The organism is Paraburkholderia sejongensis, assembly GCF_020880815.1.
GTDB classification, from domain to species: Bacteria; Pseudomonadota; Gammaproteobacteria; order Burkholderiales; family Burkholderiaceae; genus Paraburkholderia; species Paraburkholderia sejongensis.
Window position 1 is genome coordinate 23,323 of the sequence record NZ_JAJITD010000024.1, and the last position, 16,444, is coordinate 39,766.

A 16,444-nucleotide genomic window follows, 5' to 3' on the forward strand; every position below is an offset into this window, starting at 1 on the left:
TTAAATTCCTCCGCTCGTCGTTACTGAGCCAACGGCAGCTTCGATTGAGCAACGTGAGAGAGGAGGTTTTCCACGGATACGTGCATCACATCGGTAAAGGGCTTCGGATACAGGCCCATGAACAGCGTCAGTGCGGCGAGCACTGCCAGCATGAAAAATTCGCGGCGGTTGATGTCGACGAGGCTCTTCACGTGGTCGTTCGCGACCGGGCCGAAGTACACCCGCTTGTACATCCACAGCGTGTACGCCGCGCCGAGAATCAGCGTGACGGCCGCGCCACCGGCGATCCAGAAGTTGTACTGGACAGCGGCGAGAATCACCATGAATTCGCCGACGAAACCCGAGGTGCCCGGCAAGCCGCAGTTGGCCATCGAGAACAGCATCGCGAAAGCCGCGAACTTCGGCATCATGTTGACGACGCCGCCGTAATCGGCGATCTGGCGCGAGTGCATACGGTCGTACAACACGCCGATGCTCAGGAACATCGCGCCCGACACGAAGCCGTGCGAGATCATCTGCACGATCGCGCCTTCCACGCCCAGCTGGTTGAAGATGAAGAAGCCGAGCGTCACGAAACCCATGTGCGCGATCGACGAATACGCGACCAGCTTCTTCATGTCCGACTGCACCATCGCGACCAGACCGATGTAGATCACCGCGATCAGCGACAGCGTAATCACGACCGGTGCGAGGAAATGGCTTGCGTCCGGCACGATCGGCAGCGAGAAGCGCAGGAAACCGTACGCGCCCAGCTTCAGCATGATCGCGGCCAGCACGACGGAGCCGCCGGTCGGTGCTTCAACGTGCGCGTCGGGCAACCACGTGTGCACCGGCCACATCGGCACCTTCACCGCGAAGGCCATGAAGAATGCAATAAACAGTAGTACCTGCGGCGTCATCGCGATCTGCGCGTGCTGCCACGTGGCGAGGTCGAACGAACCCGTTTCGTTGTACAGGTAAAGCAGCGCGACCAGCATCAGCAGCGAGCCCATCAGCGTGTACAGGAAGAACTTGAACGCCGCGTACACGCGGTTCGCCCCACCCCACACGCCGATGATGATGTACATCGGAATCAGCGTCGCTTCGAAGAACACGTAGAACAGCATGCCGTCGGCCGCGCTGAACACGCCGACCATGATGCCCGACAGGATCAGGAACGCCGCGAGGTACTGGCCGACGTTTTTCGTGATCACTTCCCACGCGGCGATCACGACGATCACCGTGATCAACGCGGTCAGCACGACGAACCACATCGAGATGCCGTCCACGCCGAGGTGGTACGCGATATGGAAGCGTTGGATCCAGCTCGCCTGCTCGACGAACTGCAGGTCGGCGGTGCTCGAATCGAAACCGGTGATCAACGGCAGCGTGACGATAAAGCTCAGGACCGAGCCGATCAACGCGATCCAGCGCGCCGGCGCCGGGTTCTGGTCGTTGCCGATCGCGAGGACCAGCAAACCAAAAAGGATCGGCAACCAGATCGCGATACTGAGAATCGGATAAGCGTGCATTAGTGTCCCTCGCCTTATTTGCCGCCGAGCGTTACAAACAGGGTCAGGAGCCCCAGCATGCCAATGATCATGGCGAACGCGTAGTGGTAGATGTAGCCGGATTGCAGGAAGCGGATCACGCTCGCGAACCAGCCGATAAAGCGTGCGCTACCGTTGACGATACCGTCGATCACGACGACGTCGCCTTCCTTCCACAGACCTCGGCCAATCGCCACCGCGCCCCGTGCAAACACGACTTCGTTGATCTTGTCCATGTAGTACTTGTTATCGAGCAACGTGTAGATCGGGCCGAATGCGCGCTTGATGACAGCCGGCAGATCCGGACGGACCAGGTACAGGAACCACGCGACCACCACGCCGGCGAGCGCGAGCCAGACCGGCAGACCCGACACCGAGTGCAGGCCCATCGACGCCCAGCCGCGGAACTCTTCCGCCATCTCATGCAGAGCCGGATGGTTTTCGCTGATGTAGATAACCTTGTCGAACGCGACGCCGTGCTGGAAGAAGTCGCCGAACAGCATCGGGCCGACCCCGATCGCGCCGATCACGATCGACGGGATCGCCAGCAGAACCAGCGGCACCCAAACGACCCACGGCGTTTCGTGCGGCTCGTGCGCGTGGTCGTCATGACCGTGGCCATGTGCGTCGTGACCGTGCGCGTCATGCGCATGCGCCGCGGCTTCCGCGCCCATCGGCGATTCCGGATGCTTCGGATCGCGGAAGCGCTCCTTGCCGTGGAACACCATGAAGTACATACGGAACGAGTACAGCGCGGTTACGAACACGCTGGCGACCACCGCGAAATATGCGAAACCCGAACCCGGCAGATGCGACAGCTTCACCGCGTCGATGATCGAGTCCTTCGAATAGAAGCCCGAGAAGAACGGCGTGCCGATCAGTGCGAGCGAACCGATCAGCGACGTGATCCACGTGATCGGCATGTACTTGCGCAGGCCGCCCATGTTGCGCATGTCCTGATCGTGGTGCATGCCGATGATCACCGAACCTGCGCCGAGGAACAGCAGCGCCTTGAAGAACGCGTGCGTCATCAGGTGGAACACGGCGACCGAGTATGCCGATGCGCCCAGCGCGACCGTCATGTATCCGAGCTGCGACAGCGTCGAGTACGCGACCACGCGCTTGATGTCGTTCTGGACGATGCCGAGGAAACCCATGAACAGCGCGGTAATTGCGCCGATCACCATCACGAACGACAGCGCCGTGTCCGACAGTTCGAACAGCGGCGACATACGCGTGACCATGAAGATACCGGCCGTCACCATGGTTGCCGCGTGAATCAGCGCGGAAATCGGCGTCGGGCCTTCCATCGAATCGGGCAGCCACACGTGCAGCGGGAACTGCGCCGACTTACCCATCGCGCCGATGAACAGGCAGATGCAGGCGACCGTCAGCAGGCCCCAGTCGGTACCCGGGAAACTCAGCGCCGCGAGTTCGGTACGCTTCGCGAAGACGTCGCCGTAGTTCATCGAACCGGCGAATGCGAACAGCAGGCCGATGCCCAGCAGGAAGCCGAAGTCACCGACGCGGTTCACGATGAACGCCTTCATGTTCGCGTAGATCGCGCTCTCACGCTTGAAGTAGAAGCCGATCAGCAGGTACGACACGAGACCCACTGCTTCCCAGCCGAAGAACAGCTGCAGGAAGTTGTTGCTCATCACGAGCATCAACATCGAGAACGTGAACAGCGAGATGTACGAGAAGAACCGCTGGTAGCCGTCGTCGTCGGCCATGTAGCCGATTGTGTAGATGTGCACCATCAGCGATACGAAGGTCACCACGCACATCATCATCGCGGTCAGCGAGTCGACCAGGAAGCCGACTTCGAGCTGCGTCTTGCCGATCGACATCCATTGATAAACGGTCGCATTGAAGCTCGCGCCGTCCATCACCTGGAAGAACACGATCGCGGACAGGATGAACGAAACCGCAACGCCGAGGATCGTGACCGAATGCGCACCCGCGCGCCCTATCGCTTTTCCGAACAGCCCTGCAACCAGAGAACCGGCAAGCGGTGCCAGCGGAATTGCCAACAGCAGGTTTTCATTAAGTATCGTGGACATAACCGCTTTTCCTGAAATTAACCTTTGAGCTGATCGAGATCCTCGACATTGATCGTGTCGAGGCTACGGAACAGGGTCACCAGAATTGCGAGACCAATCGCTGCTTCGGCTGCCGCAACCGTCAGCACGAAGAAGACGAAGATCTGGCCGTGCACGTCGCCCAGGTAGTGCGAGAACGCGACGAAATTGGTGTTCACCGCGAGCAGCATCAGTTCGATCGCCATCAGGATGATGATGACGTTGCGGCGGTTCAGGAAAATGCCGACGATGCTGATCGCAAACAGGATCGCGCCGAGGACGAGGTAATGGGCAAGGCTCAACATGATTTCTATCTCCTGTCCGCTCAGCTGTTCTTGGCAGGTGCCGAGTCGGCTGCCGCTGCTGCCGCCGCAGCTGCGGCTTCTTCCGCTGCGATGGTGGCCGCGGTTTTCTCCGACGGCATCTTCACGACACGCACGCGGTCCTGCGCGCGCACCTTGACCTGCTCGCTGACGTTCTGCCGCTTGCTGTCCTTCTTGTGGCTGGTGGTCAGCGCGATCGCGGCGATGATCGCGACCAGCAGAATCAGGCCGGCGATTTCGAACGCGAAGATGTATTCCGTGTAGATGATCTTGCCGATCAGGCGCGTGTTCGACCAGTCGCCCATGCCGGCAGCGGCCGCGGCCGTGTCGTGCAACGCGGTGGTGGTCGCGCCGTAGCCGTGCCACAGGATCAGCGCGGTTTCGATCACGATGATCGCGCCCACCGCGGTAGCCATCGGCACGAAGCGTTTGAAGTCTTTACGCAGCACGTCGAGATTGATGTCCAGCATCATCACGACGAACAGGAACAGCACCATCACCGCGCCGACGTAGACCAGCACCAGCAGGATCGCGAGGAACTCGGCCTCCAGCAGCATCCAGATCGCCGCTGCGTTGAAGAACGCCAGCACCAGAAACAGTGCGGACGACACCGGGTTGCGCGAGGTGATCACCTTCAGCCCCGAGACAACCAGGAGCAGTGCGAAGATGTAGAACAGTACGGTCGTGAATTCCATGATTACCGGTTCATCGTTAGGCCATCGTCAGGCATTGTTCTTTGGCACGCGTGATGAGCAGAAGCGGACAAACCGCCAGAACCGCCACACAGGTGCGCCGTGCCGCGATCCATTCGGACCGCGGCGCTCGGCCCGACAGCAGGCCGTGTTACTGCTTTTACTGCCGCTAATACTGCATCAACGGAACAGCGCTTCAACGATACGGTGCGTCGGCTGCCTTGTTGGCGGCGATCTGCGCTTCGTAGCGATCGCCGACGGCCAGCAGCATGTCCTTCGTGAAGTAGAGGTCGCCGCGCTTCTCGCCGTGGTACTCGAGAATGTGCGTCTCGACGATCGAGTCGACCGGGCAGCTCTCTTCGCAGAAACCGCAGAAGATGCACTTGGTCAGGTCGATGTCGTAACGCGTCGTGCGACGGGTGTTGTCCGCGCGGGTTTCCGATTCGATCGTGATCGCGAGCGCAGGGCACACCGCTTCGCACAGCTTGCATGCGATGCAGCGTTCCTCGCCGTTTTCATAACGGCGCAGCGCGTGCAGACCGCGGAAACGCGGCGAGATCGGGGTCTTTTCTTCGGGGAACTGCACGGTGACCTTGCGCTGGAACGTGTAACGTCCGGTCAACGCGAGACCCTTCAGCAGTTCCGTGAGGAAGAAGGTCTTGAAGAAGTTTTGGATTGCGGTCATAGGTTCATCCGCCCTTTATTTCCAGATGTTCAACGGCGACATGATCCAGAAGCCGACCACCACGAGCCACACCACGCAGACCGGAATGAAGACCTTCCAGCCCAGACGCATGATCTGGTCATAGCGGTAGCGCGGGAACGTGGCGCGTGCCCAGATGAACACCGACAACAGGAAGAAGACCTTGGCGACGAGCCAGACGATGCCCGGGATGAATTCGAGGAACCCGAACGGTGCGCTCCAGCCGCCAAGGAACAGCGTTGCTGCCAATGCCGAGATGACGATCATGTTGATGTACTCGGCGAGGAAGAACAGCGCGAACGCCATACCCGAGTAATCGATCATGTGACCCGCGACGATTTCCGACTCCCCTTCCACCACGTCGAACGGGTGGCGGTTCGTTTCGGCGATGCCCGAGATGAAGTAGACGACGAACATCGGCAGCAGCGGCAGCCAGTTCCACGACAGGAAGTTCAGGCCGTGCGACGCGAAGAAGCCCTGCTCCTGCGAACCGACGATACCCGACAGATTCAGCGTACCGGCCGTCATCAGCACGACGACGAGCGCGAAGCCCATCGAGATTTCATACGAGACCATCTGCGCCGCCGCGCGCATTGCGCCGAGGAACGCGTACTTCGAGTTCGACGCCCAGCCGGCCAGAATCACGCCGTACACGCCGATCGACGAAATCGCCATCGCGTACAGCAGACCCGCGTTAATGTCGCCGAGCACCGCACCTGCCTGGAACGGAATCACTGCCCACACCGCGAAGGCCGGCACCACCACCATCACCGGTGCAACCAGGTACACCCAGCGGCTCGCTTGCGCCGGCTGGATCACTTCCTTGAGCAACAGTTTCAGCACGTCGGCGATCGGCTGCAGCAGACCGCCGGGGCCGACGCGGTTCGGGCCGAGACGCACGTGCATCCAGCCGATCAGCTTACGCTCCCACAAAATCAGGTAAGCGACGCACAGCAGGATCACGACGGCCACCACCACGATGCGCACGAGCGCCCACACCGTGGGCCATGCCACACCGAGAAGCTGGGCGCCGCCCGAGTTGATCGTATCGAACAAGCTCATTTACGCCTTCTCCACCACCAGTTCACCGAACAGGCTGCCCAGCGCTGCACCGGCAGGCGTAGCCGCCGATACGCGGACGACCGTCTCCGCAAGATTCGCATCGCGCACGGCCGGCAACTGCACCGCTTGCTCGCCCTGACGAACGCGTACTGCGTCGCCCTCTTTCAAACCCAGTTTGTCGAACAGCGCGGCCGGCAGACCGACCGCATTCGCGCTACGGGCCGCCGCGGTCAGATGCAGCGACTCCGCGCGACGCACGAGCGCGTCGGCGTGATAGATCGGCACGTTTGCAATACGCTCGAACTTGCCTTCGGCCGCCTTCGCAAGCTTGCCGCGCGATACCGCGACGCCGGTGCGGTTCGACAGACGCGAGCTCAGTTCGCCGTCGCCCAGCGCAGCGGTGCGCACTTCTTCGACCGTGTCGTATTCGAAGCCCGGCACGCCGAGCAGGCTACCCAGCACGCGCAGCACCTTCCACGCCGGACGCGTGTCGCCAAGCGGGCGCACGACGCCGTTAAAGGTCTGCACCGTGCCTTCGGCGTTGACGAACGTGCCGCCGGTTTCGGTGAACGGCGCGATCGGCAGCAGCACGTCCGCGTATTCAGCACCGGTCTGGAACGGGGACATCACGACGACCATCTCGGCCTGCTTCAGCGCGGCGAGCGCCTGCGCCGGATTGGCCGTATCGAATTCCGGCTCGAGGTTCAGCAGCAGATAACCCTTGCGCGGTTGCTCGAACACTTCGAGTGCGTTCAGGCCGCCTTCGCCCGGCAGCGCGTTCACGAGGTGCGCGCCGACCGTGTTGGCCGCTTCGGTGAGGAAGCCCAGGGTCGCGCCGGTTGCCTCGGCAATCCATTGAGCCGCGGCGTGAATCGCCGCGAAGTCCGGATGACGGACTGCTTCGTTGCCGAGCAGCACGAGGCGGCTTGCGCCCGTGGTAAGCGAGTTCGCGACCTGCTTGTGTGCGTCGGTCGGCTGCGTGCCGGCGAACGCTTCCGGCAGCGCGGCGCCCTTCGCCTCGCCCACTGCGCCGGCGATGCCCGCGAGCGCGTCGAGCCATGCCGACGGCGCCGCGACCAAACGCTGCGCTTGCGGGATCATCGCGTCGTCGTTGGTTGCCTGGATCAGAGTGAGCTTCGAACCACCACGAGCCGCCAGACGCAGACGCGCGGCGAACAGCGGATGATCGCGGCGCAGATCCGTACCGATCACGAGCGCCGCATCGATATTCGACAGTTCGGCGATCGCGGTGCCGAGCCACGGCGCACCGTTGACGGGCGCCGAGAAGTCAGCCTGACGCAGACGGAAGTCCACGTTCGGCGTGCCGACCGCTTGCGCGATCTGCTTGAGCAGGAACAGTTCTTCGACCGTGCTATGCGCGCTCGACAGTGCCGCCAGCGCGTTCGCGCCATGGTCGCCCTTGATACCCTTCAGACCCTTGACCACGTAATCGAGCGCGGTCTGCCAGTCGGTTTCGACCCACTGGCCGCCCTGCTTGAGCATCGGCCTGGTCAGACGCTCGGGGCTGTTCAGGCCTTCGTACGAGAAGCGGTCCTTGTCCGAAATCCAGCACTCGTTGATCGCTTCGTTTTCGAACGGCAGAACCCGCATCACGCGATTGTTCTTCACCTGCACGACGAGGTTCGCGCCGACGGAATCGTGTGGGCTCACCGACTTGCGGCGCGACAGTTCCCACGTGCGTGCGCTATAGCGGAACGGCTTGCTGGTGAGCGCACCGACCGGGCAGAGGTCGATCATGTTGCCCGACAGTTCGGAGTCGACCGTCTTGCCGACGAACGAGGTGATTTCCGAATGCTCGCCGCGGCCCAGCATGCCGAGTTCCATCACGCCGGCGATTTCCTGGCCGAAGCGGACGCAACGCGTGCAGTGGATGCAGCGCGACATTTCTTCCATCGAGATCAGCGGGCCGACGTTCTTGTGGAACACCACGCGCTTTTCTTCGCTATAGCGCGATGACGACTTGCCGTAACCGACCGCCAGATCCTGCAGCTGACATTCGCCGCCCTGGTCGCAGATCGGGCAATCGAGCGGGTGGTTGATCAGCAGGAATTCCATCACGGCTTGCTGGCCCTTCACCGCCTTTTCCGACTTGGTGCGCACGATCATGCCGGCCGACACCGGCGTCGCGCATGCGGGCACCGCCTTCGGCATTTTCTCGACATCGACCAGACACATCCGGCAGTTGGCCGCAATCGACAGCTTCTTGTGATAGCAGAAGTGAGGAATGTAGGTGTCGACCTTATGCGCAGCCTGGATCACCATGCTGCCCTCAGGCACCTCGACTTTCTTGCCGTCTATTTCCAGTTCAACCATGATGGTCAATCTTCCTTAACCTGTTACCGCTCAATCGTTCGCCTGTTCATCGCCTGCTTTCGGGCGATGAATCCTGCGGTTGAGGTGTTCGTCCGGGAGTTATCCGCCGGCCAACCGTATCGACCCGACTCAGGCCGCCACGGTTTCCGATGCCGCCGCCGTGCCGGCATGACCGCCGACGAGGCAATGCTTGTGGGCGACGTGGTATTCGAATTCGTCCCAGTAGTGCTTGAGCATGCCGCGAACCGGCATGGCCGCCGCATCGCCGAGCGCGCAGATCGTGCGGCCCATGATGTTTTCGGCGACCGAATTCAGCAGATCCAGGTCTTCCTGGCGGCCGAGCCCGTGCTCGATACGATGCACGACGCGATACAGCCAGCCGGTGCCTTCACGGCACGGCGTGCACTGACCGCACGATTCCTCGTAGTAGAAGTACGACAGGCGCAACAGCGAGCGCACCATGCAGCGCGTCTCGTCCATCACGATCACCGCGCCGGAGCCGAGCATCGAGCCCGCCTTCGCGATCGAGTCGTAATCCATGTCGGTCTGCATCATCATGTCGCCCGGAATCACCGGTGCCGACGAACCGCCGGGAATCACGGCCTTGATCTTCTTGCCGCCGCGCATGCCGCCGGCGAGTTCCATCAGCGTCGCGAACGGCGTGCCGAGCGGAATTTCGTAATTGCCCGGACGCTCGACGTCGCCCGACACCGAGAAAATCTTCGTGCCGCCGTTGTTCGGCTTGCCGATCTCGAGGTAATTCTGCGGACCGATCGCGAGCAGGAACGGCACCGCCGCGAACGTTTCGGTGTTGTTGATCGTGGTCGGCTTGCCGTACACGCCGAAGCTCGCCGGGAACGGCGGCTTGAAGCGCGGCTGGCCCTTCTTGCCCTCGATCGACTCGAGCAGCGCGGTTTCTTCGCCGCAGATGTAGGCGCCGTAACCGTGATGCGCATGCAACTGGAACGAGAAGCCCGAGCCCATGATGTTGGCGCCGAGGAACCCCGCGCGACGAGCTTCTTCTAACGCTTCTTCGAAGCGTTTATAGACTTCCCAGATTTCGCCGTGAATATAGTTGTAGCCGACCGTGATGCCCATCGCATATGCGCCGATCGCCATGCCTTCGATCAGCGCATGCGGATTGAAACGCAGGATGTCGCGGTCCTTGAACGTGCCCGGTTCGCCTTCGTCCGAATTGCAGACGAGGTATTTCTGGCCCGGGAACTGACGCGGCATGAAGCTCCACTTCAGACCGGTCGGGAAGCCCGCGCCGCCACGACCGCGCAGACCCGACGCCTTGACGTCGGCGATCACCTGCTCGGGCGGAATCTTTTCTTCCAGAATGCGGCGCAGCTGGGCGTAACCGCCGCGCGCCACATAATCTTCGAGATGCCAGTTGTCGCCGTTCAGGCCGGCGAGAATCAGCGGTTTGATGTGACGATCGTGTAAAGCCGTCATTTCGAAAGTTCCTCGAGCAGCTGGTCGATCTTCTCGCGGCTCATGAAGCTGCACATGCGATGGTTGTTCACCAGCATCACCGGCGCGTCGCCGCACGAACCCATGCACTCGCCCTCTTTCAGGGAGAACTTGCCATCGGGCGTGGTCTCGCCGAAGTCGATGCCGAGCTTCTGCTTCAGGTATTCAGCGGCGCTTTCCGAGCCGCCGTCCGGGCCGAGTTGGCACGGCAGGTTCGTGCAAAGCGTGATCTTGTATTTGCCGACCGGCGAGGTCTCGTACATCGTGTAGAAAGTCGCCACTTCCTGCACGGCGACGGCCGGCATGCCGAGATAATCCGCGACGAACTGCATGAGTTCGGGCGACAGCCAGCCATGCTCTTCCTGAGCGGTGGCCAACGCCGACATCACGGCGGACTGTTTCTGATCGGCGGGGTACTTCGCGATCGCACGATCGATTTCTTTCAGGCCTTCAGCTGAGATCATTTTCAGACACGACTCTTTCAATTCCTACCGAACGAAAACCTGTCGCTCACGTCATACTGCGACAGACCCGGCGTTCCTTTGCTCGACGCGCGTGGCGGTGCGATGACCGCGGATGCGCGTCGCTGAATACGTCCTAGCGGTCCACTTCGCCGAACACGATGTCCTGCGTGCCGATGATCGTCACGGCGTCGGCGATCATGTGACCGCGAGCCATTTCGTCGAGCGCGGACAGGTGCGCGTAACCCGGCGCGCGGATCTTCAGGCGATACGGCTTATTGGCGCCGTCCGAGATCAGATAGATGCCGAACTCTCCCTTCGGATGTTCGACCGCGGCGTACGCCTCGCCTTCGGGCACGTGGAAACCTTCGGTGAACAGCTTGAAGTGATGGATCAGATCTTCCATGTTCGACTTCATGCCGACACGCGACGGCGGCGCAACCTTGTGATTGTCGGTCATCACAGGGCCCGGATTCTTGCGCAGCCACTCAATGCACTGTTTCGCGATGCGCGTGGATTGACGCATTTCTTCGACCCGCACCAGATAGCGGTCGTAGCAGTCGCCATTCACGCCGACCGGGATGTCGAAATCGAGCTTATCGTAGACTTCGTACGGCTGCTTTTTGCGCAGATCCCACTCGATGCCCGAGCCACGCAGCATCGCACCGCTCATACCGAGTTGCAGCGCGCGCTCCGGGCTGACCACGCCGATACCGACCAAACGCTGTTTCCAGATCCGGTTGTCGGTCAGCAGCGTTTCGTATTCGTCGACGCACTTCGGGAAGCGCGTGAAGAAGTCGTCGATGAAGTCGAGCAGCGAACCCTGGCGGTTCTCGTTCATTTTCGACAATGCCTTCGCATTGCGGATCTTCGACGCCTTGTATTGCGGCATTGCGTCAGGCAGATCGCGATAGACGCCGCCCGGGCGGTAGTAAGCCGCGTGCATGCGGGCACCGGACACCGCCTCATACACGTCCATCAGATCTTCGCGCTCACGGAACGCGTACAGGAACACCGCCATCGCGCCGACGTCGAGCGCGTGCGCGCCGATCCACATCAGGTGGTTCAGCACTCGCGTGACTTCGTCGAACAGCACGCGAATGTATTGCGCGCGCACCGGCACGTCGATGCCGAGCAACTTCTCGATCGCCAGCACATAGCCGTGCTCATTGACCATCATCGACACGTAGTCGAGACGGTCCATGTACGGCACCGACTGGATGAACGTCTTGCTTTCGGCGAGCTTTTCAGTCGCGCGATGCAGCAGACCGATATGCGGATCGGCGCGCTGGATCACTTCGCCGTCGAGTTCGAGCACGAGACGCAACACACCGTGCGCTGCCGGGTGCTGCGGGCCGAAGTTGAGCGTGTAGTTCTTGATCTCTGCCATGACGTTCTCTTAGTGTTTCAGACCGCCATAGCGATCCTCACGGATCACGCGCGGTGTGATTTCCCGCGGCTCGATCGTCACCGGCTGATAGACGACGCGCTTCTCTTCCGGGTCGTAACGCATTTCGACGTAGCCGGAAACAGGGAAGTCCTTGCGGAACGGGTGACCGATGAAACCGTAGTCGGTCAGGATGCGGCGCAGGTCCGGGTGACCTTCGAAGACGATGCCGTACAGGTCGAACGCTTCGCGTTCATACCAGTTGACCGAATTCCAGATTTCGACGGCGGACGGCAGGATCGGCATGTCGTCGTCCGGCGCGAACACGCGCAGACGCAAGCGCCAGTTGTTCTGCACCGACAGCAGATGCAGCACGGCCGCGAAACGCGGGCCGTCGTAAGCGCCGTCGGCATAAGTTTGATAATCGACGCCGCACAGATCGACGCACTGCTCGAAACCGAGCGAGCGGTCGTCGCGCAGACGCTTTGCCACGTTGAGGTAATCGCCTGCCTTGACGACGATCGTCAATTCACCGATCGACTCGGTCACGCTCGACAGGAGGCCGCCAAAGGCCGCCTCGAGGTTCGCTTTCAGGGTCTCGAGTTTGCTTGCCATATTGTGGGGAAGGCGTTGGCCTTATTGACGGGCGATGGTATTGGTGCGGCGAATCTTCGCCTGCAGCTGGATCACGCCGTACACCAGCGCTTCGGCCGTGGGCGGACAGCCCGGCACATAGACGTCGACCGGAACGATCCGGTCACAGCCGCGCACCACCGAATACGAGTAGTGGTAATAGCCGCCGCCGTTCGCGCACGAGCCCATCGAAATCACCCAGCGCGGCTCAGCCATCTGGTCGTAGACCTTGCGCAGAGCGGGCGCCATCTTGTTGCACAGCGTGCCGGCGACGATCATCACGTCCGACTGACGCGGACTCGGACGAAACACCACGCCGAAGCGGTCGAGGTCATAACGGGCGGCACCCGCATGCATCATCTCGACAGCGCAGCACGCAAGACCGAACGTCATCGGCCACAGCGAGCCGGTGCGCGTCCAGTTGATCAGTTTGTCGGCCGTCGTGGTGACAAACCCTTCTTTCAAGACCCCTTCGATACTCATTTGCTTTCCACTCCAGACGGGGTGACAAGCCTCGCCACCCACGTAAACCGGCGATTAATTCATCATTCCCAATCGAGGCCGCCTTTTTTCCAGATGTAGGCGAAGCCAAGCAGGAACTCGAGCAGGAAAATCATCATTGCCGTGAAACCAGCCCAGCCGATGTCGCGCAGGGCCACACCCCACGGGAACAGAAACGCCGTTTCAAGGTCGAAAATAATGAAGAGAATGGCGACGAGGTAGTAGCGCACATCGAACTTCATGCGCGCATCTTCGAAAGCTTCGAAGCCGCACTCGTACGGTGCGTTTTTCTCGGTGTCAGGCTTATTGGGACCGAGGATCTTGCCGATACTGACCAGTGCTACGCCTAAACCGGTGCCCACAATAAGGAACAGCAAAACGGGGAAATAGGCTGCGAGGTTCAAGACAATCCTCAATCGGTTGGTTCTGAGTGCCGTCAGGAGCATAGCACCCCTGACGCGAAATCACTTCCGAAGCACACACAACGCAAACACCAAACCGTGCGCCAGAAGTGAAAATGCCAGCCGAAGCGAAGCAAACGGCTGGCATTTAGATAACATTTGGTGCCGACGGCGAGACTCGAACTCGCACAGCTTTCGCCACTACCCCCTCAAGATAGCGTGTCTACCAATTTCACCACGTCGGCACTATATGCAATCCGGGAAAACAACTTGTAAAACCCGCGAATCGCTTCAAGACTTGAATTGTAACTTGTTTAAGCAGATTGTTCAACGCACAAGAGCACGCCGAACGAAAATTTATTTCGGCACGCCAGTCGCCGGAACCGACGCAGGCGAAGCCGGCGCTGCAGGCGATGCGGCCGCCGGAGCCGAGCCCGCTGCCGGAGCGGAAACCGGCGAAGCGGCGACGACCGGTGCCGTCGCAGCCACGCCCAGCACGCCTGCAGAGGGCTTCGCGTGATACGCGCCTAGGTAGGTGAGCGCCAACGTGGTTATAAAGAACACCGCTGCGAGGACCGCCGTGGTACGCGACAGGAAGTTCGCCGAACCGGTCGCACCGAACAGACTGCCCGATGCGCCACTGCCGAAAGCCGCACCCATGTCGGCGCCTTTGCCGTGCTGCAGCAAGACGAGTCCGATGACCCCCAGCGCCGACAACAACTGAACGACGATAATCAATGTTTTGAAATACAGCATTACACTCACCTGAGTCTTTATTTAAGTGCGCCGCACACGGTGTGTTGCGCGAAATGGAGTCATCTTCGCCGAGGCGCCCTACTTAACCGGCGACGCTTGCGGCCGCCTTGCAGATTGCCAGGAAATCCCGATCTTTCAACGACGCGCCGCCGATCAGGCCACCGTCGATATCGGGCTGACGGAACAGTTCTTCTGCATTGTCCGGCTTCACGCTACCGCCATACAGCAGGGGCACGTCAGCAGCGCCCTTCGCAGCGAGACGCGCACGCAGGAATGCATGCACCGCCTGCGCCTGTTCCGACGTCGCGCTCTTGCCGGTCCCGATCGCCCACACCGGCTCATAAGCGACGACGAGACGCGCCGCTTCTTCGGCCGACAACTTCTCGAGCACTTCGTCCAGTTGCGCACCAACGACCTGCTCGGTCGAACCGGCTTCACGCTCTTCGAGCGTCTCACCGACACAGACGATCGGCGTCAGACCCGCCTCGAGCGCACGCTGCGTTTTGACCGCAACCAGCTCGGCGCTTTCGCGGTGATACGCGCGACGCTCCGAATGTCCGACGATTGCAAACATGGCGCCGAAATCGCTCACCATCGGCGCGGCCACTTCGCCGGTATAGGCGCCGTGCGTGAACGCGGAAACGTCCTGCACGCCCCACACGACCGGGCTGCCTTCCAGCAACGACTGCGTCTGCGCGAGATACAGGCTCGGTACGCAAACACCGACGCGCACCGCCGCCGGCAATTCGCCCGCACCTTGCGCGATCGCCCGCAACAGCGTGGCGTTTGCGGCGAGACGCCCATGCATCTTCCAGTTACCGACTACCAGTTTGGCTCGTTGTTGTTTCGACATCGTCTCGTGTTGTCCTGTCTTGCATGCCCTGCCGGCGGACTGTACTCGCGGCCTTTGCCCGGCTTCTGCGTAGCTTCTGCCTGCTTGCGCGAACAGCCCGCCCGTCGGACGTGTCCGGCGTGCGCAAAACACACCATTTTACTGTGCGGGGTGGATCGGGTCAAACCGATGGTGTCAAGCGTCCTGCCCCCACGTGAGCACGATCTTGCCGACGTGGGTGCTGCTTTCCATCAGCGCATGCGCTTCGGCCGCCTGCGCGGCGGGAAACACCCGATGCACGACCGGCTTGATGCGGCCCGCCTCGAGATGCGGCCACACGCGCTCCTTCAGTTGCGCGGCGATTTGCGCCTTGAACTCAATCGGCCGCGGACGCAGCGTCGAACCGGTCAGCGTCAGACGACGGCGCAGCACCTCGTTCAGATTCAGTTCGGCCTTCGCGCCGCCGAGCAACGCGATCAGCACGATGCGACCGCCATCGGCCAGCGCCGACAGTTCCCGCGGCACGTAGCTGCCCGCGACCATGTCGAGGACCACGTCGACACCGCGATCGTTGGTAAGCGACTTGATCACTTCGACGAAGTCTTCGGTCTTGTAGTTGATCGCACGTTCGGCGCCGAGTGCCTCGCACGCGCGGCACTTGTCGTCCGAGCCGGCGGTGGCGAACACGCGAAAACCGAGCGCATGCGCAATCTGGATCGCCGTGACGCCAATGCCGCTCGAGCCGCCCTGCACGAGCAGCGTTTCGTTCGGTCCGCCCTCGCCGCGGCCGAGCTGCGCGCGATCGAACACGTTGCTCCAGACGGTGAAGAACGTCTCCGGCAGCGACGCCGCCTCGACGTCCGACAGACCGGACGGCACCGGCAGACATTGCAGCAGCGGCGCGCTCGCATATTCCGCGTAGCCACCGCCCGCGAGCAGCGCGCACACGCGATCGCCGATCTTCAGACCAAACGGGTTGTTCTTCTCGTCGATCGTTCCGCCGACGATCTCGCCCGCCACTTCCAGCCCCGGCAGATCCGACGCGCCCGCCGGCGGCGCATAACCGCCCTTGCGCTGGAACACATCCGGCCGGTTGATGCCGGCCGCCGCCACCTTGATCAGCACTTCGCCCGCCTTGGGCTGCGGCATCGGCCGCTCCGCCAGCTTCAGGACTTCCGGCGCACCGAATTCGGTGATTTCGATCGCTTTCATCTGCGTCAACTCCAAGAGTGGATTGCGTTGCCTACCCTAGACCCGCGATACCGGCCAGCCG

General features: G+C 61.5%; 16 protein-coding genes and 1 tRNA gene. All 17 read right to left on the reverse strand.

Annotated features, from left to right (window positions below; genetic code table 11):
• Positions 1-20: 20 nt before the first annotated feature.
• Positions 21-1,511 (reverse strand): NADH-quinone oxidoreductase subunit M, encoded by a 1,491-nt coding sequence (locus LJ656_RS31460; protein ID WP_230513369.1) that lies wholly within the window; start codon positions 1,509-1,511, stop codon positions 21-23.
• A gap of 14 nt (positions 1,512-1,525) precedes the next feature.
• Positions 1,526-3,592, reverse strand: coding sequence for an NADH-quinone oxidoreductase subunit L (gene nuoL / locus LJ656_RS31465; RefSeq protein ID WP_230513370.1), 2,067 nt, complete (start codon positions 3,590-3,592; stop codon positions 1,526-1,528).
• Between the two features lie 17 nt (positions 3,593-3,609).
• Positions 3,610-3,915 carry an NADH-quinone oxidoreductase subunit NuoK gene (gene nuoK, locus LJ656_RS31470; RefSeq protein WP_007588140.1) on the reverse strand — a complete coding sequence of 102 codons (306 nt, stop codon included), beginning with the start codon at positions 3,913-3,915 and terminating at the stop codon, positions 3,610-3,612.
• A gap of 20 nt (positions 3,916-3,935) precedes the next feature.
• Positions 3,936-4,628: an NADH-quinone oxidoreductase subunit J gene (locus tag LJ656_RS31475; protein ID WP_230513371.1), complete on the reverse strand. Its 693-nt coding sequence runs from the start codon at positions 4,626-4,628 to the stop codon at positions 3,936-3,938.
• Between the two features lie 193 nt (positions 4,629-4,821).
• Positions 4,822-5,310 (reverse strand): NADH-quinone oxidoreductase subunit NuoI, encoded by a 489-nt coding sequence (gene nuoI, locus LJ656_RS31480; protein WP_075296493.1) that lies wholly within the window; start codon positions 5,308-5,310, stop codon positions 4,822-4,824.
• A 15-nt stretch (positions 5,311-5,325) separates the two neighbouring features.
• Entirely contained in the window at positions 5,326-6,390 is a 1,065-nt protein-coding gene (nuoH, locus tag LJ656_RS31485; protein WP_230513372.1) for an NADH-quinone oxidoreductase subunit NuoH, read from the reverse strand.
• Positions 6,391-8,724, reverse strand: a complete 2,334-nt coding sequence (gene nuoG, locus LJ656_RS31490; protein ID WP_230513373.1) for an NADH-quinone oxidoreductase subunit NuoG — start codon at positions 8,722-8,724, stop codon at positions 6,391-6,393.
• A 129-nt stretch (positions 8,725-8,853) separates the two neighbouring features.
• On the reverse strand, positions 8,854-10,182 hold the full coding sequence (gene nuoF, locus LJ656_RS31495; RefSeq protein WP_230513374.1) for an NADH-quinone oxidoreductase subunit NuoF: 1,329 nt from the start codon (positions 10,180-10,182) through the stop codon (positions 8,854-8,856).
• The gene (nuoE, locus tag LJ656_RS31500) at positions 10,179-10,664 is read right to left on the reverse strand and encodes an NADH-quinone oxidoreductase subunit NuoE (protein WP_075296483.1); all 486 of its coding nucleotides are present in this window, start codon (positions 10,662-10,664) and stop codon (positions 10,179-10,181) included. The genes nuoF and nuoE overlap by 4 nt, the downstream gene beginning before the upstream one ends.
• A gap of 133 nt (positions 10,665-10,797) precedes the next feature.
• Positions 10,798-12,051 (reverse strand): NADH-quinone oxidoreductase subunit D, encoded by a 1,254-nt coding sequence (locus tag LJ656_RS31505; protein ID WP_230513375.1) that lies wholly within the window; start codon positions 12,049-12,051, stop codon positions 10,798-10,800.
• 9 nt (positions 12,052-12,060) lie between these two features.
• A complete protein-coding gene (locus tag LJ656_RS31510; RefSeq protein ID WP_075296477.1) occupies positions 12,061-12,663 on the reverse strand; it encodes an NADH-quinone oxidoreductase subunit C in 603 nt (200 codons plus the stop codon).
• 21 nt (positions 12,664-12,684) lie between these two features.
• Positions 12,685-13,164, reverse strand: a complete 480-nt coding sequence (locus LJ656_RS31515) for a NuoB/complex I 20 kDa subunit family protein (protein ID WP_006052903.1) — start codon at positions 13,162-13,164, stop codon at positions 12,685-12,687.
• Between the two features lie 62 nt (positions 13,165-13,226).
• Complete coding sequence (locus LJ656_RS31520; protein WP_230513376.1) at positions 13,227-13,586, reverse strand: NADH-quinone oxidoreductase subunit A; 360 nt, start codon at positions 13,584-13,586, stop codon at positions 13,227-13,229.
• A 157-nt stretch (positions 13,587-13,743) separates the two neighbouring features.
• A tRNA-Leu gene (locus LJ656_RS31525) sits at positions 13,744-13,828 on the reverse strand.
• Positions 13,829-13,940: 112 nt separating this feature from the next.
• Positions 13,941-14,339 (reverse strand): preprotein translocase subunit SecG, encoded by a 399-nt coding sequence (gene secG, locus LJ656_RS31530; protein WP_230513377.1) that lies wholly within the window; start codon positions 14,337-14,339, stop codon positions 13,941-13,943.
• An 82-nt stretch (positions 14,340-14,421) separates the two neighbouring features.
• Positions 14,422-15,192: a triose-phosphate isomerase gene (gene tpiA / locus LJ656_RS31535; protein ID WP_230513378.1), complete on the reverse strand. Its 771-nt coding sequence runs from the start codon at positions 15,190-15,192 to the stop codon at positions 14,422-14,424.
• Between the two features lie 174 nt (positions 15,193-15,366).
• A complete protein-coding gene (locus tag LJ656_RS31540) occupies positions 15,367-16,383 on the reverse strand; it encodes an NAD(P)H-quinone oxidoreductase (protein ID WP_230513379.1) in 1,017 nt (338 codons plus the stop codon).
• Between the last annotated feature and the right edge of the window lie 61 nt (positions 16,384-16,444).

Excerpts from the sequence above, each read along its gene's own strand:
- secG (WP_230513377.1), bottom strand. The coding sequence starts at position 14,339 with ATGCTGTATTTCAAAACATTGATTATCGTCGTTCAGTTGTTGTCGGCG.
- nuoK (WP_007588140.1), bottom strand. The coding sequence starts at position 3,915 with ATGTTGAGCCTTGCCCATTACCTCGTCCTCGGCGCGATCCTGTTTGCG.
- LJ656_RS31540 (WP_230513379.1), bottom strand. The coding sequence starts at position 16,383 with ATGAAAGCGATCGAAATCACCGAATTCGGTGCGCCGGAAGTCCTGAAG.
- LJ656_RS31505 (WP_230513375.1), bottom strand. The coding sequence starts at position 12,051 with ATGGCAGAGATCAAGAACTACACGCTCAACTTCGGCCCGCAGCACCCG.
- nuoE (WP_075296483.1), bottom strand. The coding sequence starts at position 10,664 with ATGATCTCAGCTGAAGGCCTGAAAGAAATCGATCGTGCGATCGCGAAG.
- nuoF (WP_230513374.1), bottom strand. The coding sequence starts at position 10,182 with ATGACGGCTTTACACGATCGTCACATCAAACCGCTGATTCTCGCCGGC.
- LJ656_RS31475 (WP_230513371.1), bottom strand. The coding sequence starts at position 4,628 with ATGGAATTCACGACCGTACTGTTCTACATCTTCGCACTGCTCCTGGTT.
- nuoH (WP_230513372.1), bottom strand. The coding sequence starts at position 6,390 with ATGAGCTTGTTCGATACGATCAACTCGGGCGGCGCCCAGCTTCTCGGT.
- nuoI (WP_075296493.1), bottom strand. The coding sequence starts at position 5,310 with ATGACCGCAATCCAAAACTTCTTCAAGACCTTCTTCCTCACGGAACTG.
- LJ656_RS31515 (WP_006052903.1), bottom strand. The coding sequence starts at position 13,164 with ATGAGTATCGAAGGGGTCTTGAAAGAAGGGTTTGTCACCACGACGGCC.
- nuoL (WP_230513370.1), bottom strand. The coding sequence starts at position 3,592 with ATGTCCACGATACTTAATGAAAACCTGCTGTTGGCAATTCCGCTGGCA.
- LJ656_RS31510 (WP_075296477.1), bottom strand. The coding sequence starts at position 12,663 with ATGGCAAGCAAACTCGAGACCCTGAAAGCGAACCTCGAGGCGGCCTTT.
- LJ656_RS31460 (WP_230513369.1), bottom strand. The coding sequence starts at position 1,511 with ATGCACGCTTATCCGATTCTCAGTATCGCGATCTGGTTGCCGATCCTT.
- nuoG (WP_230513373.1), bottom strand. The coding sequence starts at position 8,724 with ATGGTTGAACTGGAAATAGACGGCAAGAAAGTCGAGGTGCCTGAGGGC.
- tpiA (WP_230513378.1), bottom strand. The coding sequence starts at position 15,192 with ATGTCGAAACAACAACGAGCCAAACTGGTAGTCGGTAACTGGAAGATG.